Source organism: Buttiauxella sp., assembly GCF_049686335.1.
Taxonomy (GTDB): domain Bacteria; phylum Pseudomonadota; class Gammaproteobacteria; order Enterobacterales; family Enterobacteriaceae; genus Buttiauxella.
On record NZ_JBAVHX010000010.1, the window covers coordinates 667,253 to 686,999 of the forward strand.

A 19,747-nucleotide genomic window follows, 5' to 3' on the forward strand; every position below is an offset into this window, starting at 1 on the left:
ATTTCCCCCTGATTAATCATGAATAAAAACAAACGATAAAATGGTTTCTTTAACAACGCGTTTTTCTGGCAAGCAACTCTCAATCAGCGTTTTACTGCTCTCTTCCCTGCTGCTTACGGTAGGTCGGGGTCTGACGCTACCCTTCATGACGATTTATCTGTCACGCAATTACAACATGCCATTAACAGAAATTGGCATGGCGTTGACGATTGCGCTGACCGCTGGGGTGGTATTCAGCCTGTGGTTTGGCATTCTGGCGGATAAGTTCGACAAGAAAAAATGCATGCTGCTGGCGATTATTATTTTCCTCGGCGGATTTGTGGCGATCCCGCTGGTCAATAATGCCATTTTGGTGGTGATGTTTTACTCGTTGATCAACTGCGCTTATTCCGTGTTTGCGACGGTACTGAAAGGCTATTTCGCCGACACGCTGGAAATTCACCAGAAACCAAAAATCTTCTCCCTCAACTATACCTTCGCCAATATCGGCTGGACGGTGGGTCCGCCGATTGGCACGCTGGCGGTGCTCTACAGCACTAACTTGCCTTTCTGGTTATCTGGCCTGACGGCGATCATTCCGTTTATCGTCATTAGCCGTTATGTGCATAGCGTGCCGGTGAGCGACATCCAGCAAAACAGTGGCGTCAGGCTGTCTCCGGGTCTGATGCTCAAAGATAAGGCGCTGATGTATTTCACGCTTTCTTCATTCCTTGGTTCACTGGTCTTCGGCTCCTTCGCTGCCTGTTTATCCCAGTACGCGATAGCTATCTCAGATTCGGTTCTGGCGCAGAATGTGGTAGGTGTCGTGCTACCGGTGAATGCGGTTGTGGTGGTAGCTTTCCAGTATATGGTCGGTAAGCGTATTCGCCCGGACAACATCAAAAAGCTGATGGGCTACGGCACGCTATTTTTTATAGCCGGGCTGGCAGGCTTTATGATTTCTGGCGACAACCTGTTGTTATGGGGGTTATCGGCCGCGGTCTTTACCATCGGCGAGCTGATTTTTGCCCCAGGTGAATACATGCTGGTGGATAACATCGCCCCTGCGGGGTTGAAAGCGAGCTACTTCTCGGCACAGCAACTGGGATGGCTAGGCGGCGCATGTAACCCGCTGTTCACCGGTTTAATGCTGACCTGGATGCCGCCGTATATGCTTTTCGTGGTGTTGATGATGGCGATTATGCTGGCGTATTTGATGGTGGTGAAAGGAATGGCGGTGAAACCGATGTTGGTGCTCAATTAAATGGTGGATGACGCTTGCGCTTATCCACCCTACAAAACCGAAACCGTATAAAGGGTTACGCTATACCAAATCTTTTCGATACTGAATAAACCCGGGCTTATCCGCTAACTTATCGTATAACGCCTGGCCCGCTGCATTGGTTTCATGCGTATGCCAGTAAACGCGCTGTGACCCTTTCGCCTGCGCGTGCTGATATACCGCCTCAATCAATGCCCGCCCAACACCTTTGCCGCGCGACTCTGGGGCGGTAAACAGATCCTCAAGATAGCAATGATCCCCCGCCGACCAGGTTCCACGGTGATAAATCAGATGGGCAAACCCGAGCATCTTCCCGTCTTCATTAAACGCCCCTAACGCATACATTAGCTCGGCGGGATCAAGCAGTCGCTGCCAGGTGAGCTGGCTGAGTTCATCGCTCAACTGGCTGTTGTAGAACGACAAATACCCTTGCCATAACACCTTCCACGCCGCGTAATCACTCCCCTCAAGGGCTTTCACTTGAACCTTTTGTCTGGCCGCAGGAGTCTGTACTGACATCAGGTTTTTACGCATCTGCGACAACCCCGTTTTCTGAATGCCGCCTGGCATATTTTCAGCAGAAAGCCAGTTTTCGAATGCCTGCTGAATAACCGGCCATTCGCTATCAAGAATCGAAAACCATGCGGTATCACGCGTGCGCTGCTTGTACACCACCAGCTGGCGGAAAAGCCCTTCATAGCGGAACCCTAAACGAATCGCCGCGTGGCGCGATGGCGCATTTAAGCTGTCGCATTTCCATTCATAGCGACGATAGCCCAAACCAAAGGCATATTTCATCAGCAGGAAATGGGCTTCCGTCGCCTGAACGGTGCGTTGTAATAGCGGGGAATACATCACGAAACCGACTTCGACCACGCCGTTAGCCGGGTCAATGCGCATCAACGCCAGCGAACCGACGGCTTTACCCGTTAGCTCGTCGATAACCGCAAAGTGCAGTGGGTCGTTGCTCTGCGCAACCGTATCGATGAACGCAGTAAATTGCTGCTGGTTGCTAAACGGCCCGATACTCAGATACGTCCAGCCACTATCGTCTTTGGCGGTATTCCATGCGGCCCATAAATCCTCTGCATGGTCATGACTTAACGGTTCGAGATGACAAAACTTGCCTTGCAGAACCAGGCGTTCAGGGCGTGGACGAGGCTGCCAGTCTGGCAGCGCATTACCGATAGGTTGCAGATATTCGTTAGTCGAGTTTGCCAAAGTCATTCACCGGATAAATGAGTACGTGTAGGCAATTACTTTTACACAATCCCCTTTGTTTGAAAACCGTGCCAGTTGGCACGGTTTAAACGTGGGATGAACGTCATAGATTTTCTGGGAAGTTAGCCGGTAATTCGCTGGCCGGGCAATTAATTACGGATTCGTTATTTTCACCGCAGTCCCGAACAAAGGTAATGTTTGCAAATTCATCAATCACTTCAGTGGGATAAGCTGGACCGGCATCACGCAAGGCTTCCATTTCAGCGATGTGCTCATTCTGGAAACAGACCGTTTTTTCCGGATTATTGATGACCCAACGTGGGAAGAAGATGGTGCCGTGGAAAATATTATCTTCCAGATTCACCATAAGACTAACGTCTGTCCCTGTCGGTTCGGTCCAGGAAATTTTATACACCGACCTGGCAACGCGAACGATGCAGGCTGTCTGATCTTTCACCCAACGATTACCGACAATCCCACTGTGAATACGGTAATCCAGCGTAGTGGCATTCTTAACGTAGATTTCATAATTCCAGCCATTGTCATAGGTATACACAAGGTGTTTTCCTACAAAACCGCTCAAATCGTGTTTATCGAAATTGCTCATTTTCTTTCTCCCTTTCAGTTAATGAGAGCAGTGTATCCATGTACTTATTCGATTAATAACGCTATTATTAGGACAAATACATTTAAAATTTAGATGGGTTTTAATTGGCATGAAAACCACACTTGAGCAGTGGCAGTTATTACAGGCGGTTGTCCATTACGGGAGTTTTGCACGCGCGGCAGAAGAGTTTAACCGTAGCCAATCCTCGCTGAGTTATCAGTTAACGTTGATGCAGGAACGGCTCGGCGTGTCATTGTTGACGATTGTCGGGCGTAAGGCTGAACTCACGCCAGAAGGACAACAACTTTTAGCCCAGGCCCAGCCTTTACTGCAGGGTTTTCTGACCCTAGAAAACCGCGCTGCGGCTCTGAAGCGGGGTGAACGCGCGCGGTTAGACTTAGTCGTGGATAGCATTTTTCCCAAATCGACTCTCTTCAACGTATTGCGCCGCTTTCAACAGACGTACCCCATGACGCAGGTGCATCTCACCGAAGTGCTGCGTAGCGAGCGCTTGTCTGATTTAAAGAGTCGCGAAGCTGACGTCTATTTAGTGACCCAGTCAGAAGAGGTGGCAACCAGCGGGAAAGCATTAATGGGCGTCACATTTGTTGCTGTGGCGCATCGGGAGCATCCTTTACTGCAACTCCCTGCACCGCTCAGTCGGGATGATTTAGCTCGCTATCCTTTAATCGAAATTGTCGACCGTGTTCAGCAACAAAGTCATAGCCGCCCATTTGCTGCAGCAGAAAGCTGGACTTTTACGACCATTGAGGCCGCCATTGAAGCGATTGTTCACGGCGTGGGATACGGATGGTTACCCGAAGACCAAATCCAGCCGTTAATCGCATCCGGTGAATTGCTTCCACTGCCATTAGTTCAGGGGAGTCGGCGCACCACGCAGCTTTATCTACTGGTCAATGAAGCAAGAGACGTAGCGGACAAGGAGATTGAGTTACTGGTGGCGTTGTTAAGTGGCGAAGAAAGCCTTAAATCGCCACCAGCCCCCTGACGCCATCCGTTTCCATATTGGCTCCACTTCCCCGTTGAATAATCGACCCGCGCGACATCACCAGATAACTGTCGGCCAGATCTGCGGCAAAGTCATAAAATTGTTCCACCAGTAAAATCGCCATATCACCTTTTGCCGCAAGGCTGCTAATAACCTGACCGATCTCCTTAATCACCGAGGGTTGAATGCCTTCGGTCGGTTCGTCAAGGATCAGTAACTGAGGTTTGCAGGCCAGCGCACGACCAATCGCCAGCTGCTGTTGCTGCCCGCCGGAAAGGTCGCCACCACGTCGCTGTTTCATCTCTTTTAGCACCGGGAAAAGCTGATAAATCTCTTCTGATACTGACCTCGCATCCCGCCCGGCAAAACGCGAAAGCCCCATCAGCAAGTTCTCTTCTACCGTCAGGCGCGGGAAAATCTCACGACCCTGGGGGACATACGCAATCCCCGCTTGCACGCGTTGGTGAGGTTTGCGGCTGGTGATGTTTTTTTGCTGCCAGTTGATGCTGCCCGATTTCGCGGGGATGAGCCCCATCAGACATTTCAGTAAGGTACTTTTCCCGACGCCGTTGCGCCCAAGCAGGCAGGTCACTTCACCGATGTTGGCTTCAAAGGAGACTCCGCGCAGGATATGGCTGCCTCCGTAGTATTGGTTGAGATCGTTGACTTGCAGCATGGTTAACCTCTTTTGCTTAAAACATCTGTCGGATGACGCTGCGCTTATCCGACCTACGAAATGGACGTGTTGAAACATTTGTCGGATGACGCTTCGCTTATCCGACCTACATGGACTACAAGGACTGTTTTAGCCGTTGTAGGGTGGATAAGCGCAGCGTCATCCACCAAAAATTACCGGCCCAAATAAACTTCGATCACCTGCTCGTTGGCCTGCACTTCGCGCAACGATCCTTCCGCCAACACCTGCCCCTGATGCAACACCGTGACGTGATCGGCAATGGTTTCCACAAACCCCATATCGTGTTCCACCACCATTAACGAATGCTTGCCCGCCAGCCCGCGAAACAGCTCGGCGGTATACTCGGTTTCCGCATCCGTCATACCTGCGGCGGGTTCATCCAGCAACAGCAAATGTGGCTCCTGCACCAGCAACATACCGATTTCCAGGAACTGTTTTTGCCCGTGTGATAGCAGCCCGGCTTTGCGATGTCGCTCAGCGCCAAGGCGCAAAGTAGTTAGCATTTCGTCGATACGGTCACGCTGCTCAGCATTCAGTTTCGCCCGCAAACTCGCCAACACGGATTTATCCGCTTTCTGCGCAATCTCCAGGTTCTCAAACACCGTCAGCGCCTCAAACACCGTTGGTTTCTGAAATTTGCGCCCGATGCCGCGTTTGGCGATTTCCGCAGGCTCCAGGCGCAAAAGATCGGTCGATTGATCATAAAACGCCCTGCCACTTTGTGGCCGGGTTTTGCCGGTTATCACATCCATCAGGGTGGTTTTACCCGCGCCGTTTGGGCCAATCACACAACGCAGTTCCCCGACACCGATATTGAGCGACAAATCAGTCAGCGCTTTGAAGCCATCAAAACTGACGTTGATATTTTCCAGCATCAATACCGGATCGGTCTGGTCGCGATATCGGTCAGCTTCATGCTGACGGGTAAAAAGCGGTTCACCTGGCTGCATTATTTGTCTCCCTTACGCAGTAAACCAATCACGCCACGGGGTAAAAAGAGGGTCACGAGGATGAAAATCAGGCCGAGAAACAGCTGCCAGTACTCCGGCACGGCCATGGTGAAGTAGCTTTTTGCACCGTTGACCAAACCCGCGCCGAGGATTGGGCCAATCAAGGTGCCGCGCCCACCCAAAGCCACCCAAATAGCCGCTTCGATGGAGTTGGTCGGTGACATTTCACCGGGGTTGATAATCCCCACTTGCGGGACATATAACGCCCCCGCCAGGCCGCATAGCACGGCGGATAACGTCCACACCAACAGTTTAAAACCTCGTGGATCGTAGCCGCAGAATACCAGGCGATTTTCCGCATCGCGCACCGCCGTTAGCACCCGGCCAAACTTGCTGCGCGCCAGGGCAAAACCGATGCCAAGACTTGCGATAAGCAGCAAAACCGTGGCGATAAACAAGCCGATGCGCGTACTGGTGGCCGTTATTGGCATCCCGAGCAGCGTGGTAAAACCGGTAAAACCGTTGTTGCCGCCAAATCCGGTTTCATTACGAAAGAACAGCAACATTCCAGCGTAAGTCAGCGCCTGGGTCATGATGGAGAAATAGACGCCTTTAATTTTTGAGCGGAAGGCAAAGAAGCCAAACACCAGTGCCAGCACCCCTGGCACCAGCACAATCAACGCCAGCGCCCAGGCAAAATGCTGCGTTCCCCACCAGAACCACGGCAACGCATCCCAGGATAAAAATGACATAAACGCCGGCAGCCCGTCACCCGCAGCCTGGCGCATCAGGTACATACCCATCGCATAACCGCCAAGGGCAAAGAAAATCCCATGGCCCAATGAGAGCAGCCCGGCATATCCCCACACCAAATCCAGTGCGATGGCGACTACGGCGTAACAGAGAATTTTGCCGACCAGCGTCAGGGTATAGGTCGACAGGCTCAGGGGATGGCTGGCGGGCAACAGCGTCAGAAACGGCAACGTTAGCATCAGCACGACCATCAGCGATCCCAATACCCGCGACAAACGCGGCGCTTTGCGGGTCAGCGTTAAAGTTAGCGGCTGGCTCATCAGTCAATCACCCTTCCTTTCAGAGCGAACAGGCCTTGCGGGCGTTTCTGAATAAACAGAATGATCAGCACAAGGATGAGGATTTTTCCGAGCACCGCGCCAATTTGTGGCTCGAGGATTTTGTTGAAAATCCCCAGCCCAAAAGCGGCGGCGACGGTGCCTGCCAGTTGGCCAACGCCACCGAGCACCACCACCAGGAAGGAGTCAATAATGTAGCCCTGGCCCAGTTCCGGGCCGACGTTACCCAGCTGTGAAAGTGCCACGCCCCCAAGACCGGCGATCCCTGAACCCAGACCAAACGCCAGCATATCTACCCTTCCGGTTGGCACACCGCAGCAAGCCGCCATCGCACGGTTTTGCGTCACTGCGCGCACATTCATCCCCAAACGAGTTTTATTGAGCAACAACCAGGTAAACAGCAACACCAGCATCACGAAGCCAATCACCACCAGACGGTTCCACGGTAGAATCAGATTCGGCAGCACCTGCACGCCACCTGAAAGCCAGGCCGGATTCGCCACTTCCATGTTTTGTGCGCCAAACACCATGCGCACGATTTGTATCAGCATCAGGCTGATACCCCAGGTTGCGAGCAGGGTTTCCAGCGGGCGACCATAAAGATGGCGAATAATGGTGCGCTCAAGCGCCATACCAATCCCGGCGGTCATGGCGAACGCCACCGGGAGCGCGACAATCGGGTAAATCGTCAGCCAGCCCGGCGCGTAATGCTGAAAGGCACTTTGCACCATCCACGCCGAATACGCGCCCAGCATCAGCATTTCGCCATGCGCCATATTAATCACGCCCAGCAAGCCATAAGTGATCGCCAGCCCCAGCGCGGCTAACAGCAAGATCGAGCCCAGAGAAAGCCCCATAAACGCCTGGCCGAGAATGTCGCCGAGCATGAGACGATGCTGGATTTTTTTCAGCCCTTCCGCTGCGGCTTTTCGCACCTGTTCGTTTGACTCGGTTTGCGGATCGGTGAGCGGTTTGAGCAGCGCCTGGGTATCCGGGTCGCTGGAATGGCTCAACAGTTCAACCGCGTTCAGGCGCACTTTGGCGTCGGTACTGGTGAGTTGCAGGCGTGCCACCGCACCTTCAAGAGCGGTACGGACATTCTCGTCCTGCTCCACTTTAAGTCGTTGTTGTAACAGCGGAAGCAAATCCGGTTGCGCCTCACGCTGGAGGGTTTTCGCAGCCTGCAAACGCTGCGTGACGTTGTCACTGACTAACTGATGGCTGGCCAGTGCGCTGCCAGCAAGAATGCGTAGCCGGTTAGTCAGGCGAACTTTTTTATCGTTAATCACCAGATTTTCTTGCGCCAGAGCGTTGAGTAACGGTAAACGCTTTGCATCCGGTGCAGCCGCCCAGTTTTGCAGCAGTTTGGCCTGTTGGGTGCGGTTTGCTGCGGCAAAATCCTCAGCATCTCCGGCATGAGCGAAACACGGCAGCAGCCAGGCTATGATTAGCAGCCAGCGGACAAATTTCATGGGCGTCTCCTTTATGCGATCGATCCCCTCTCCCTTGAGGGAGAGGGTTAGGGTGAGGGGGATTAGCGACGGACGCCCTCACCCCGGCCCTCTCCCCAGGAGAGGGAGAAAACGCGCTAGTTGCTCGCCATTTTCACAGGCTCTTCAGATTTCTTGTCGTTGCCGGTGATGAACGGGCTCCACGGTTGGGCGCGAACCGGACCTTCGGTTTGCCACACCACGTTGAACTGGCCATTACCCTCGATTTCACCAATCATCACCGGTTTGTGCAGATGGTGGTTGGTGGCGTCCATGGTCAGGGTAAATCCAGACGGAGCTTTGAAGGTTTGACCCGCCATCGCGGCGCGGACTTTATCAACATCAGTGGTACCGGCTTTTTCCACCGCTTGCGCCCACATATGGATACCGACATAGGTCGCTTCCATCGGATCGTTGGTCACTACGGTGTCAGCATTCGGCAGTTTGTGGGCTTTGGCATAAGCTTTCCATTCGGCGACAAACGCTTTGTTGGTTGGGTTATCAACCGACTCGAAGTAGTTCCATGCCGCCAGATTGCCGACCAACGGTTTGGTGTCGATGCCGCGCAACTCCTCTTCACCCACCGAGAACGCCACAACCGGTACATCGGTCGCTTTCAGGCCCTGGTTTGCCAGTTCTTTGTAGAACGGTACGTTGGAATCGCCATTGATGGTGGAGATCACTGCGGTTTTGCCACCGGCGGAGAATTTCTTGATATTGGAGACGATGGTCTGGTAATCGCTGTAACCAAACGGGGTGTAAACTTCTTCAATGTCTTTATCCTGCACGCCTTTGGAGTGCAGGAACGCACGCAGGATCTTATTGGTGGTGCGCGGATAGACGTAATCGGTGCCCAGCAGGAAGTAACGTTTTGCCGCCCCGCCATCTTCGCTCATCAGATATTCCACCGCCGGGATCGCCTGCTGATTAGGTGCCGCGCCGGTATAGAACACGTTTGGCGACATCTCTTCACCTTCGTATTGCACCGGATAGAACAGCAAACCGTTCAGCTCTTCAAACACCGGCAGCACCGACTTACGCGAAACCGATGTCCAACACCCAAACACCACGGCCGCTTTGTCCTGGCTCAGTAACTGACGCGCCTTTTCAGCGAACAACGGCCAGTTAGACGCCGGGTCGACTACCACCGGTTCGAGTTGTTTACCGAGCACACCGCCTTTAGCGTTAATGTCGGCAATGGTCATCAGCGCCACGTCTTTTAATGGCGTTTCAGAAATAGCCATCGTGCCGGATAGCGAATGCATAATGCCGACTTTAATGGTGTCTGCGGCCTGCGCATTAAAGGCCAAACCCATGCTGATGACAGACGCGGAGAGCGCGAAGGCTTTGATGAAGGTGCGACGTTGCATAATGTGTGTACCCCAGTTCCGAATTATCGAATAACCCCATGCTTCGCTTGCTGAAGCATATGGAGAGTAATTTGACGAACCTCTTTCTGACTTGCGGCTATATGGTCGTGTAAGCGGGTTTGCGCCTCCTGAAGTTGGCGGTTCAAAATGGCGAGCAAAATTTGCCCATGCTCGAGATATGTGGCACTGACGCGTGGACGTTGAGTAAAGTCCAGGCGCCGCACAATTCGGATCTTTTCGGTAATGTCGCGATGCACACGCGCCATTTCCGGGTTACCTGTCGCTTCAACCAGCGTCATATGAAAAACTTCGTCGTGGCTGGCGACTTCTGCGCCATCCGCCAGGGGCGGCGCATCAAGCCAGAATTGCCTGAGCGCCTGCAATGGCAGCGGGTGTACTTCTGCAGGGAAGTTGCACAGGCGTTTTACTGCCTCGAGTTCCAGCACGATGCGCAGATCGTAAAGCGATTCCAGATGATCAAAATCCACCGCTTTAATCTGCCAACCGCTACGTGACTGGACTTCGACATACCCTTCTTGCTCCAGCGCATACAACGCCTGACGAACCGGCGTCCGGCTGGCCGCCATGCGCAGCGCGATATCGTTTTCGCTAAAGCGATCGCCTGGCAGTAACTGGAAATCGAAAATTTCCTGTTTCAAGTGGCGATAGATGCGCTCGGCGATGGCTTGTGGTTTTTTTATTTGCACAGGAGCGCCCTCACCCTAACCCTCTCCCCCAGGAGAGGGGACAGATTGGTGTTTTCCTTCTCCCCCAACGATGGGTTTTCTCCTTCTCCCCCAGCAAAGGTCGAACGATTGGTTTTCTCCTTCTCCCCAGCAAAGGTCGAACGATTGGTTTTCTCCTTCTCCTGGGGGAGAAGGCCGGGATGAGGGCGTCCATAACCCAACATCACACCGCATCCAGCCACAACAACGCATCACCCGGCCCAACCTGGCGGCCTTGCTGGCAACTGATGCGCAATACGGTGCCATCGCAAGGTGCGGCGACCATCAACTCCATCTTCATCGCTTCCACCACAATCAGCGGCTCGCCCTGCTTCACCACCTGCCCCGGTTCAACGAGGATCTTCCAGATATTGCCGTTCAGATCCGCGCTCACCAGATGGCCCTCCTGATCCTCATTCACCTCAGGTTCGGCAAGCATGGCGTTTTCAACAGCAGCGCTTTCCTGCTCTTTCCAGTTCGCGACTTCAAGGTTAAATGCGGACTGCTGACGCTTGCGGAAATCCGCGATGTCATCGGCGTTGTCATTGAGGAACTGCTGGTATTGGGCGAAATCGAACTCCACTTCTTCAACTCGTACCTGCGCGCGCCCTTCGCGGAAGGCGCTGCGAAACTCCGTCAGTTCGTCCTCCGTTACCGGATAAAATCGTACCTGGTCGAAGAACTTCAGCAGCCACGGCTCATCGCCAAACTGTTCGTTCTTAAGCCGCTTATTTTTAAGGAAAGTATTCCAGATAGGCACCGTGCGCCCCACCAGTTGGTATCCACCTGGTGAATCCATGCCGTAGATGCACATATACATGCCGCCAATCCCAACGGTGCCTTCGGCAGTCCAGGTGCGTGCGGGGTTATATTTCGAGCTCAGCAAGCGGTGGCGAGGATCAAGCGGCACCGCACAAGGTGCGCCGAGATACACATCCCCAAGACCGAGCACCAGATAGCTGGCGTCAAACAGGATCTGTTTCACCTCATTGCGATGCGCGAGACCATTGGTGCGCTGAATGAAATCGACGTTATTCGGAAGCCACGGCGCCTCTGCCCGCACGGTTTCTTTGTAACGCTCAACAGCCGCCAGCGTAGCGCTGTCCTCAAAGGCCATCGGCAGATGGACAATGCGTGACGGGATTTTGAGCTTCGTGACATCGCCGAGCTGTTTTTCCAGCCCGAGCAGTAACGTCAGCAGTTGCGACTGAGAAATGTGCTGGCTGTCGTAACGCACCTGCAACGAACGGACGCCTGGCGAAAGCTCTTCAATACCCGAGATCCCGGTCTGTTTGATGGCTTTCATCAGCAGATAAATTCGCAGGCGCAGCGCCAGATCCAGCACGTTGTCGCCGTATTCGATTAGCAGGTAATTATCCCCCGCCTGGCGATAAACCACCGCCGGAAAATCGCTTTCAGCCGCCAGTTCCGCCAGCACTGCCGCACTGGAGGTGGTGGTCGGCGTAATCGACGGATGCAAATCCGGCAGCGTTAGCACATGCAACAAATTGGTGACCGCCACGTCCTGGGCGATCTCCAGCGATTGTGCGTGTTCGAAGGTAATCGCGTGGAAGCGAATACGGTCGCCAGGTTTCACCTGCCCGACTTTCCACAGTTCCGCTTTGGCGATGGTGACCGGGCAAACAAATCCGCCGAGGCTTGGGCCATCGCGGGTCAGGATCACCGGGAAATCACCGGTAAAATTCACCGCGCCAATCGCATATTCGCAGTCATGAACGTTGGAAGGATGCAGCCCGGCTTCTCCTCCATCGGCACGCGTCCACTCAGGTTTCGGGCCGATTAAACGCACACCGAGGCGGTTGGAGTTGTAGTGAACCTGCCACTCAGACTCAAAGAAGGTCTGCATGGATTCGGGCGTAAAGAAATCCGGCGCACCGTGCGGGCCATACAGCACGCCGATCTCCCAGACATCGCTGTATTGTGGGATCACCGCCGGTTCTGGCGTTTGCGGCAGTGAAATCGGTGCAGGCGTGGTGCAGGCTGGTAGGCACGGCTGGGAAATCGCCAGCACATCCGCCACGCGCAAAGTACGACCGGCATGGCCGCCAAACTGCCCAAGGGCAAACGTCGAACGGCTGCCGAGATACACCGGCACATCTAACCCGTTGCGCACCGCCAGATAGGTGCGGCAACCGGAAGTCGCACGCCCCAGTTTTAGCGTCTGCCCTGCTTTCACAATCACCGGCTGCCAGTATGCAACCGCTTCATCATCCAGTGTTGCCGGGCAATCAGCGCCGGTTAACGCGATTATCGCATCGCTGTGAAAACGCAGCGTCGGGCCTTGCAGGGTAAATTCCAGACCGGCGGCTGACGGATGGTTGCCGACAATGCGGTTGGCGAGGCGAAACGCAAAATCGTCCATTGGGCCGGATGGCGGCACGCCAATATCCCAGTAACCGAGGCGGCCCGGGCTGTCCTGCACGCTACTCCACGTACCCGGCTCCAGCACTTCAATGGCGTGCGCCTGATAGACGACGGTATCGAGCATGCGCGTCCACATCACGCCGGCCTTAAATTCAGCCAGTTGGACGATTTGACGCAGGTAGTCGAGATTGGTGGCGATACCGTGTAAACGCGTGGCTGCCAGCGCCGCGTTCAGTTTACTTAACGCCTGCTGACGATCGTCGCCGTGGACGATCACTTTGGCGATCATCGGATCATAGAACGCACTGACTTCGCAGCCGGTACTCACCCAACCGTCCACACGCACATCATCCGGGAAGAACACGTCCGTCAACACGCCCGGAGCTGGCTGGAAGTTTTTCAGTGCGTCTTCGGCGTAGATGCGCACTTCTATCGCAGCCCCTTTCGGTGCTTGCGCCATGCGCTGCCAGTCGAGCGTGACACCCGCCGCCACGTTAATCATGCTTTCAATCAGATCAAGCCCGGTGACCATTTCAGTGACGGGATGTTCAACCTGCAAACGGGTATTCACTTCGAGGAAGTAAAAGGCATCACGCGAGGCGTCGTAGATAAACTCCACGGTACCGGCGCTGCGGTAATTCACCGATTCGCCAAGTGCTACGGCTGCGGCATGAATAGCTTCACGCGTGGCGTGCGGCAAGTTTGGTGCAGGCGTCTCTTCAACCACTTTCTGGTTGCGGCGTTGCAGCGAACAATCGCGCTCGCCCAGCGCCACCACGTTGCCTTTGCCATCACCAAAAATCTGCACTTCGAGATGACGGGCGCGGTCAACAAAACGCTCGATAAACACGCCATCGTCGCTGAAAAACTGCTGTCCCATGCGCTTCACGCTGGACCAGGCATCAATCAATGCAATTTCATCGTCACAACGAGTCAGCCCAATGCCCCCGCCACCGGCGGTGGTTTTCAGCATCACCGGATAGCCAATTTCCGCCGCTGCCAGTTGCGCTTCTTGTAGCGTCAGCAACAGGCCGGTACCCGGCGTCATCGGCACATCGGCTTTAAAGGCCAGTTCACGGGCGCGATGTTTCAGGCCAAAATCGCGGATTTGCCCAGGGGTTGGGCCGATGAAAACCAGACCGTTATCCACGCAGGCCTGCGCAAATTCGGCGCGTTCGGACAAAAATCCGTAACCCGGGAAAATCGCCTGAGCGCCTGAAGTAAGAGCGGCGGCAATGATTTTCTCAATATCGAGATAGCTTTCAGATGCCTTTTCGCCACCCAGCGCCATGGCAACATCGGCGTCCAACACATGTTGGGCGTTAGCGTCTGGTTCGGAGTAAACCGCGACACTGGCGATACCCATTTTCTTCAGCGTTTTTATCGCGCGAACGGCGATTTCACCGCGGTTTGCTATCAATACTGAGCTAAACATAGTCTTCTCCTCAGGCGCTGTGGTGACGGGCAAGCCAGGCTTTCCAGCCGCCCCACGCGGTGATATCCGTGGCATCCGCTAATGCGGCGGGTTCGCAAATAAACCCTTTCACTTGCCGACCGTCTTCAAGCGTCAAGGTGCCGATACCCAGCGGTGCCGGGATTTCCGCCACAAATTCGCCAAAACGCGCCAGCGGGATATCCCACAGCTCGATGGCAATCGGCTGCCCTTCTGTGCTTTTGACAAGGCCAGGTTTGGGTGGCTGCGTGTTGGCAAGTGCATAAAGGCGGTAATTGGTGGCAGTTCGCGATTCTTCAATAAACACCGCATTGCGGGTGGTGAGCTGGTGGTTTAATGGCATGCCGCGCAGGTGCGCACCCACTACCGCTACACGGACATGGTTTGGCGAGGTTTTTCCAGTGCCGCTCCCGGCGAAGGGTTTATCCGTCGCGCCCAGGGGTAGATTCAACGCTTGCTGCCAGTGTTTGCCAAAGTGGCTCAAGGCCTGGTCATGCCAGGCTGGTGCGATAAGCGTGATCCCGGCAGGTAAGCCGTCAGCACGGAAATCCCCAGGCAAGGCCAGGGCACAGAGATCCGCGAGGTTGGTAAAGTTGGTGTAAGTGCCAAATTGCGAGTTATAACGCACCGGCTCCTCGGCCATTTCAGCCAGGGTATGTATGGTGGGCGACGTTGGCACCACCAGCGCATCAAACTCACTCAACCGGGCATTAATTTTTTGCGCCAGTTCAGCGCGGGTATATTCCGCCTGCCAGGCATCGCAGGCGGTGTAGTTCAGGCCATTTGCCACGATCCCACGCACGGTCGGATCCATCGCTTCAGGTTGGTTTTTGAAGATCTCGCCAACGGCCACGGTGCGCTCAGCCACCCATGCCCCGTAATAAAGTTGTTCTGCTAACTGGTTAAAAACGCTGAAATCAATCGGTACCAGTTCCGCACCCAGTTGCTGCAAATGTGTCAGTGCCTGAGCGAATGCAGCTTCGCTATAGGTATCGCCAAAAAACTCAAGTTGGTCAGGAATGGCGAAACGCAGTTTTTCACTAAAACGTGCCGGAGCGGTGCGCGGATTGGCGCGAGAGTATGCGTCTTCTGCACAATAACCGCCCGCCACTGCCGCAACGGTTTCGGCATCTTCAACGGTCAGGGCGAAAATTGAAACGCAGTCGTTCAGACGGCAGGCTGGCACCACGCCCGCGGTTGAAATCCAGCCTTTGGTCGGTTTCAGCCCGACGATATTGTTAAAACCCGCCGGTACACGCCCGGATCCTGCCGTGTCCGTGCCTAATGAAAAGCACACCAGGCCACGCGCCACCACAGATGCCGACCCGGAGCTGGAACCCCCGCTGACATAATCGGGATTAAAGGTGTTTTTCACTGCACCAAACGGGGAACGAGTCCCCACCAGCCCGGTGGCAAACTGGTCGAGATTGGTTTTGCCGACCACTATCGCGCCTGCCGCTTTCAGGCGGGCAATCACCGTCGCGTCTTTTTCAGGTGTGTAAGTAAACTCACGGCACGCAGCACTGGTGGGCATGCCAGCCACATCAATATTATCCTTCGCCGCAAAGGGCACGCCTAATAAAGGGAAATCGCTCGCTTGTTTTTCACCAGAATTAATCGCCAGGAAAACTTGTGTTAATTGCGCATAAATTTCGTCATGCGAGGCGATATATATCCAGGCATTATCATCGCGGGATAAATCCGCATCTAACTGCTGATATGCCGCCACAAGTTGTTGTGGATTCTGGCGGTAGCACGCTACCCATTCAGACAAAGTTGCTACTGACATAAACTGGAATCCCATCTGGTATACAAGATGAGATAAATAAAGCATTAAGCATGCCAAATATTTAACGTGATGTTATTTAACGCATTGACGCGGGGTAATAATATTTACTTATATTATTACCGCACCGTTGTGGCGCTTTATTTTTTATATTTAACGATGATGGTGCAATGTACGTTTTGAAGGGTGAATATGTGTCAGCCCCTTCTCCCCCCTTTACACCCGTGGTGTCGGATGACGCTGACGCTTATCCGACCAGAAAAAAACACGCAGACAAAAAAATGTCACAGTCATTGTTTTATAGTGTGATCAACCAACAAGAAAGCAATCAAGCCATACAATAATCTATCATACGTATTGAATAAGGCATTAACAACGCCAGTCAGCACAAAAAATAGAATTCAACTCCATCACCGAACGACCTGAGTGACAGGCGACTCACCGCCTATACTTTCTTAAAATGTCTAAAGGCAAACGAACATGAATAAGCCCGCCCCTACCGGTTTATTGCAGCAACCTAAACCGTTTTTTATGATCTTTTTTGTTGAACTATGGGAGCGTTTTGGATACTACGGCGTACAAGGCATTCTGGCCGTTTTCTTCGTTAAACAGCTCGGTTTTTCTCAGGAACAAGCCTTCGTGACCTTCGGCGCATTTGCCGCATTGGTTTACGGACTGATCTCCATCGGTGGCTACGTTGGCGACCATTTATTAGGCACCAAACGCACGATGGTTCTCGGGGCCGTAGTCCTGGCGTTGGGTTACTTTATGACAGGTTTATCGCTGCATAGTCCGGACATGATCTTTATTGCCCTGGGTACCATCGCGGTGGGCAACGGGCTTTTCAAGGCCAATCCCGCCAGTCTGCTTTCAAAATGCTATCCGCCGAAAGATCCGCGGTTAGATGGCGCATTCACCCTGTTTTACATGTCTATCAATATTGGTTCGTTATTGTCGCTTTCTCTTGCCCCGGTCATCGCCAACAAATATGGCTATGCCGTCACCTATAACCTGTGCGGCATTGGTTTAGTCTTCGCACTGCTGGTTTATTTCTGCTGCCGTGGCATGGTGCGTGATATCGGTTCTGAACCCGATCACCAGCCAATGAGCTACAAAAATTTGCTGATGGTTTTAGCCGGAACCGTGGTGATGATTTACGTCTGTGCGTGGCTGATGCATAACGTACAAGTGGCCAATATCGTGTTGATTGTGCTCTCGATCATCGTGATTTTCCTTTTCTTCCGGGAAGCCGCAAAGCAAAGCAAAAGCGATCGCAACCGCATGTATGTCGCCTTTGTGCTGATGATTGAGGCCGTGCTGTTTTATATTCTGTATGCACAGATGCCGACATCACTGAACTTCTTCGCTATCAACAACGTACGTCATGAAATACTCGGTTTTACTATAAACCCTGTCAGTTTTCAGGCGCTAAACCCCTTCTGGGTAGTGGTCGCAAGCCCAATTCTGGCCTCGCTGTATACCCGTTTTGGTGCCAAAGGCAAAGACCTGACGATGCCGGCCAAATTCACTCTTGGCATGTTCCTGTGCTCGTTAGGTTTTTTAACCGCCGCCGCCGCGGGTCTGTGGTTTGCTGACGCGCAAGGGCTGACCTCGCCGTGGTTTATCGTGCTGGTTTATCTGTTCCAAAGCTTAGGCGAGTTGATGATTAGCGCGTTAGGTTTAGCGATGGTCGCGGCACTGGTGCCACAAACGATGATGGGGTTTATTCTCGGGATGTGGTTCCTGACCCAGGCCGCAGCCTTCCTGCTGGGTGGCTACGTTGCTACCTTCACGGCAGTGCCGGAATCCCTTAACGATCCGCTGCAAACCCTGCCAGTGTATACCGGTGTTTTCAGCAAAATCGGCATCACGACCTTTATCATTGCCCTGATTATGGCCGCCATGGTGCCATGGCTAAACCGTATGATGAATACCCTGCCGGAAGCAAAAACCGCGTAAATGACAAAGGTTAATAACGGTTTTTGATGGTGGATGAGCGCTAGCGTCATCCACCATTTGCATCAATTTTGTCGGATGACGCTGCGCTTATCCGACCTACAAAGGGTTTGTCATTAGTGCCAGGACGGCACTTAAATTATGGTACCGCCTTTGGTTAAATCATCACGGCGCTGTTCGACCTCCGCTTTATGATGATGACCTTTTTGCGCGATGGCGGTGCGCAAACGTTGCTGCTGCTCGTAACGGTCTTCACGGCTCAGTTCCGCATCGTCGCTCAACACAATCAGCAATTCATTCATATGTTCGATGACATTTTCAGTGATTGCTGCATCTACGCGAACGGTAACGTCTTCCAGATGTGCCATAACTCTCTCCTCAATTGTTTTGCACATTAGAACAGACAATGGTGGATGACGCTTGCGCTTATCCACCCTACAAAGGCTTATTCATATTTTGTGCAAAATGCTTCTAAAGCTCGAGCCAAAGCGGCAGGATTTTCCCACGACATACAATGCCCACAATCTGGCAAAACCGCAGTTCTAATCCCCAGGCTTTGAAGCTGCATGAAATCTGGGTCGGGTAATGATTGCTCACCAAATATCAGCGTTTGCGGCACAGGCAATTGAGCAAATATGTCAAACCAGTTATTGCCTGTTATCAGACTGTTTGCCCCGCGCCATACCGCCCACGGAGCGGCAACCGCCATACTTCCCGCCCATGGCCCACTTTCTTCATTAACCATAGCGTGGTGAGTGGTTGAAATGTAATCCGCCTCACTAACGCTGCAAATTTGCCGACTGAAAAAGCCACCGCCCGGATGGAAATTAGGCTCGGAGACAATCAATCCAGATAAACCATCGGTTAATAATGTTGCCAACTCAATACTGATACTGCCGCCCATGCTGTGGCCATAGATAAAATACCGGTCGAGTTGTAGATGGGATATTAGCCCGGCAATCACTTCCGCCTGTTGTTTAATTGAATAACCGTACTCCCTGGGTTTTTCGCTATACCCGAATCCCGGCAGGTCAATCAATATGGCCCTTCTGCCCGCAAAGTTAGGATCGCTGACGACGCGGGGATACTCATAGGAAGAGGCGCATCCGAGCCCATGAATAAAGATCAGGGGTATCCCTGTTCCAGGTAAATCCAGCCAGCGGACGCGGCAATTTGCAATTGTCGAGAAAAACGAATCCATGTCATCACTCCATTATTTTTGATGGTAGCTAAGTGTGAATTATTTTTTGCCGTATGGTTTTGATAAATGCATGCCATAAACTTTATTTCCATAGATAGCCTTTATTGCTGTCTGTTTCACTACATTTAAAATTGAGACTTTAGTCACAGTAATGCTCCACTATCCCACCTATTTTCAAAAATTATTTTAACTAATTGATTTAATTATATTTAACACATTTATAGATCAACTGAAACTTTACTTTCAGATCAATGAATCCATGCTTTGTTGAAGGAATAACATGATGGCCACTGACGGCACCCGCTTTACCTTCACCGCCCCAGGCTGGCAGGCGCAGTACCGGGAAGAAGGCGCAAACCTGTCGTATCAGCGCCCGGACTATGAAATCTTTGACTATCCGGGGCGTTTTAAGGATGAGCAGCGCGGGGCCGATTTTGCTAAATATCAGGTGGAAGGCTGGCGCAATAACGTGGATTTTGCCAGCGGCACCAGTAACTGCCCGCAGCTCCAGCCGGGGCGCTGGTTCACTCTCACCGGGCACCCGC

At 53.0% G+C, this 19,747-nt stretch carries 16 protein-coding genes; 4 read left to right on the forward strand and 12 right to left on the reverse strand.

What is annotated here, in order from left to right:
• The first annotated feature begins 40 nt into the window (after positions 1–40).
• A complete protein-coding gene (gene ydeE, locus WBL83_RS11900; RefSeq protein WP_424589340.1) occupies positions 41–1,243 on the forward strand; it encodes an efflux MFS transporter YdeE in 1,203 nt (400 codons plus the stop codon).
• Between the two features lie 60 nt (positions 1,244–1,303).
• Here the strand turns inward: ydeE and WBL83_RS11905 are convergent, their stop codons facing one another.
• Both WBL83_RS11905 and WBL83_RS11910 read right to left on the reverse strand, forming a co-directional pair.
• Complete coding sequence (locus tag WBL83_RS11905) at positions 1,304–2,482, reverse strand: GNAT family N-acetyltransferase (protein WP_424589341.1); 1,179 nt, start codon at positions 2,480–2,482, stop codon at positions 1,304–1,306.
• A 103-nt stretch (positions 2,483–2,585) separates the two neighbouring features.
• On the reverse strand, positions 2,586–3,089 hold the full coding sequence (locus WBL83_RS11910) for a phenolic acid decarboxylase (protein WP_424589342.1): 504 nt from the start codon (positions 3,087–3,089) through the stop codon (positions 2,586–2,588).
• 109 nt (positions 3,090–3,198) lie between these two features.
• Here WBL83_RS11910 and WBL83_RS11915 point away from each other — a divergent pair, with 109 nt between their 5' ends.
• Positions 3,199–4,098, forward strand: coding sequence for a LysR family transcriptional regulator (locus tag WBL83_RS11915; RefSeq protein ID WP_424589343.1), 900 nt, complete (start codon positions 3,199–3,201; stop codon positions 4,096–4,098).
• Here WBL83_RS11915 and urtE read toward each other — a convergent pair.
• From urtE to atzF, 8 genes are all read right to left on the reverse strand, one after another.
• Positions 4,076–4,774: an urea ABC transporter ATP-binding subunit UrtE gene (urtE, locus tag WBL83_RS11920; protein WP_424589344.1), complete on the reverse strand. Its 699-nt coding sequence runs from the start codon at positions 4,772–4,774 to the stop codon at positions 4,076–4,078. The genes WBL83_RS11915 and urtE overlap by 23 nt on opposite strands.
• A gap of 173 nt (positions 4,775–4,947) precedes the next feature.
• Positions 4,948–5,745 carry an urea ABC transporter ATP-binding protein UrtD gene (gene urtD / locus WBL83_RS11925; RefSeq protein ID WP_424589345.1) on the reverse strand — a complete coding sequence of 266 codons (798 nt, stop codon included), beginning with the start codon at positions 5,743–5,745 and terminating at the stop codon, positions 4,948–4,950.
• Entirely contained in the window at positions 5,745–6,818 is a 1,074-nt protein-coding gene (urtC, locus tag WBL83_RS11930; protein WP_424589346.1) for an urea ABC transporter permease subunit UrtC, read from the reverse strand. Before urtC ends, urtD begins: the two co-directional genes overlap by 1 nt.
• Positions 6,818–8,308 carry an urea ABC transporter permease subunit UrtB gene (gene urtB / locus WBL83_RS11935; protein ID WP_424589347.1) on the reverse strand — a complete coding sequence of 497 codons (1,491 nt, stop codon included), beginning with the start codon at positions 8,306–8,308 and terminating at the stop codon, positions 6,818–6,820. Before urtB ends, urtC begins: the two co-directional genes overlap by 1 nt.
• Positions 8,309–8,424: 116 nt before the next feature.
• Positions 8,425–9,696, reverse strand: a complete 1,272-nt coding sequence (gene urtA / locus WBL83_RS11940; protein ID WP_424589348.1) for an urea ABC transporter substrate-binding protein — start codon at positions 9,694–9,696, stop codon at positions 8,425–8,427.
• A 23-nt stretch (positions 9,697–9,719) separates the two neighbouring features.
• Positions 9,720–10,403, reverse strand: a complete 684-nt coding sequence (locus WBL83_RS11945; RefSeq protein WP_424589349.1) for a GntR family transcriptional regulator — start codon at positions 10,401–10,403, stop codon at positions 9,720–9,722.
• Positions 10,404–10,605: 202 nt separating this feature from the next.
• Positions 10,606–14,241 (reverse strand): urea carboxylase, encoded by a 3,636-nt coding sequence (gene uca, locus WBL83_RS11950; RefSeq protein ID WP_424589350.1) that lies wholly within the window; start codon positions 14,239–14,241, stop codon positions 10,606–10,608.
• Between the two features lie 10 nt (positions 14,242–14,251).
• Positions 14,252–16,048 carry an allophanate hydrolase gene (gene atzF, locus WBL83_RS11955; protein ID WP_424589351.1) on the reverse strand — a complete coding sequence of 599 codons (1,797 nt, stop codon included), beginning with the start codon at positions 16,046–16,048 and terminating at the stop codon, positions 14,252–14,254.
• A gap of 477 nt (positions 16,049–16,525) precedes the next feature.
• Here atzF and dtpB point away from each other — a divergent pair, with 477 nt between their 5' ends.
• Entirely contained in the window at positions 16,526–18,004 is a 1,479-nt protein-coding gene (dtpB, locus tag WBL83_RS11960) for a dipeptide/tripeptide permease DtpB (protein ID WP_424589352.1), read from the forward strand.
• Positions 18,005–18,135: 131 nt separating this feature from the next.
• On the opposite strand, the gene WBL83_RS11965 is transcribed toward dtpB, so the two are convergent.
• Positions 18,136–18,369 carry a DUF2526 family protein gene (locus WBL83_RS11965; protein ID WP_424589353.1) on the reverse strand — a complete coding sequence of 78 codons (234 nt, stop codon included), beginning with the start codon at positions 18,367–18,369 and terminating at the stop codon, positions 18,136–18,138.
• Between the two features lie 77 nt (positions 18,370–18,446).
• A complete protein-coding gene (locus WBL83_RS11970) occupies positions 18,447–19,202 on the reverse strand; it encodes an alpha/beta fold hydrolase (protein ID WP_424589354.1) in 756 nt (251 codons plus the stop codon).
• A gap of 280 nt (positions 19,203–19,482) precedes the next feature.
• Between WBL83_RS11970 and WBL83_RS11975 the strand changes: the two genes are divergently transcribed.
• Positions 19,483–19,747: contractile injection system protein, VgrG/Pvc8 family (locus WBL83_RS11975; protein ID WP_424589355.1), on the forward strand; the 265-nt coding region annotated here is incomplete at its 3' end.

Excerpts from the sequence above, each read along its gene's own strand:
- WBL83_RS11910 (WP_424589342.1), bottom strand. The coding sequence starts at position 3,089 with ATGAGCAATTTCGATAAACACGATTTGAGCGGTTTTGTAGGAAAACAC.
- dtpB (WP_424589352.1), top strand. The coding sequence starts at position 16,526 with ATGAATAAGCCCGCCCCTACCGGTTTATTGCAGCAACCTAAACCGTTT.
- WBL83_RS11970 (WP_424589354.1), bottom strand. The coding sequence starts at position 19,202 with ATGGATTCGTTTTTCTCGACAATTGCAAATTGCCGCGTCCGCTGGCTG.
- WBL83_RS11915 (WP_424589343.1), top strand. The coding sequence starts at position 3,199 with ATGAAAACCACACTTGAGCAGTGGCAGTTATTACAGGCGGTTGTCCAT.
- urtC (WP_424589346.1), bottom strand. The coding sequence starts at position 6,818 with ATGAGCCAGCCGCTAACTTTAACGCTGACCCGCAAAGCGCCGCGTTTG.
- ydeE (WP_424589340.1), top strand. The coding sequence starts at position 41 with ATGGTTTCTTTAACAACGCGTTTTTCTGGCAAGCAACTCTCAATCAGC.
- urtB (WP_424589347.1), bottom strand. The coding sequence starts at position 8,308 with ATGAAATTTGTCCGCTGGCTGCTAATCATAGCCTGGCTGCTGCCGTGT.
- urtE (WP_424589344.1), bottom strand. The coding sequence starts at position 4,774 with ATGCTGCAAGTCAACGATCTCAACCAATACTACGGAGGCAGCCATATC.
- uca (WP_424589350.1), bottom strand. The coding sequence starts at position 14,241 with ATGTTTAGCTCAGTATTGATAGCAAACCGCGGTGAAATCGCCGTTCGC.
- atzF (WP_424589351.1), bottom strand. The coding sequence starts at position 16,048 with ATGTCAGTAGCAACTTTGTCTGAATGGGTAGCGTGCTACCGCCAGAAT.
- urtD (WP_424589345.1), bottom strand. The coding sequence starts at position 5,745 with ATGCAGCCAGGTGAACCGCTTTTTACCCGTCAGCATGAAGCTGACCGA.
- WBL83_RS11965 (WP_424589353.1), bottom strand. The coding sequence starts at position 18,369 with ATGGCACATCTGGAAGACGTTACCGTTCGCGTAGATGCAGCAATCACT.
- urtA (WP_424589348.1), bottom strand. The coding sequence starts at position 9,696 with ATGCAACGTCGCACCTTCATCAAAGCCTTCGCGCTCTCCGCGTCTGTC.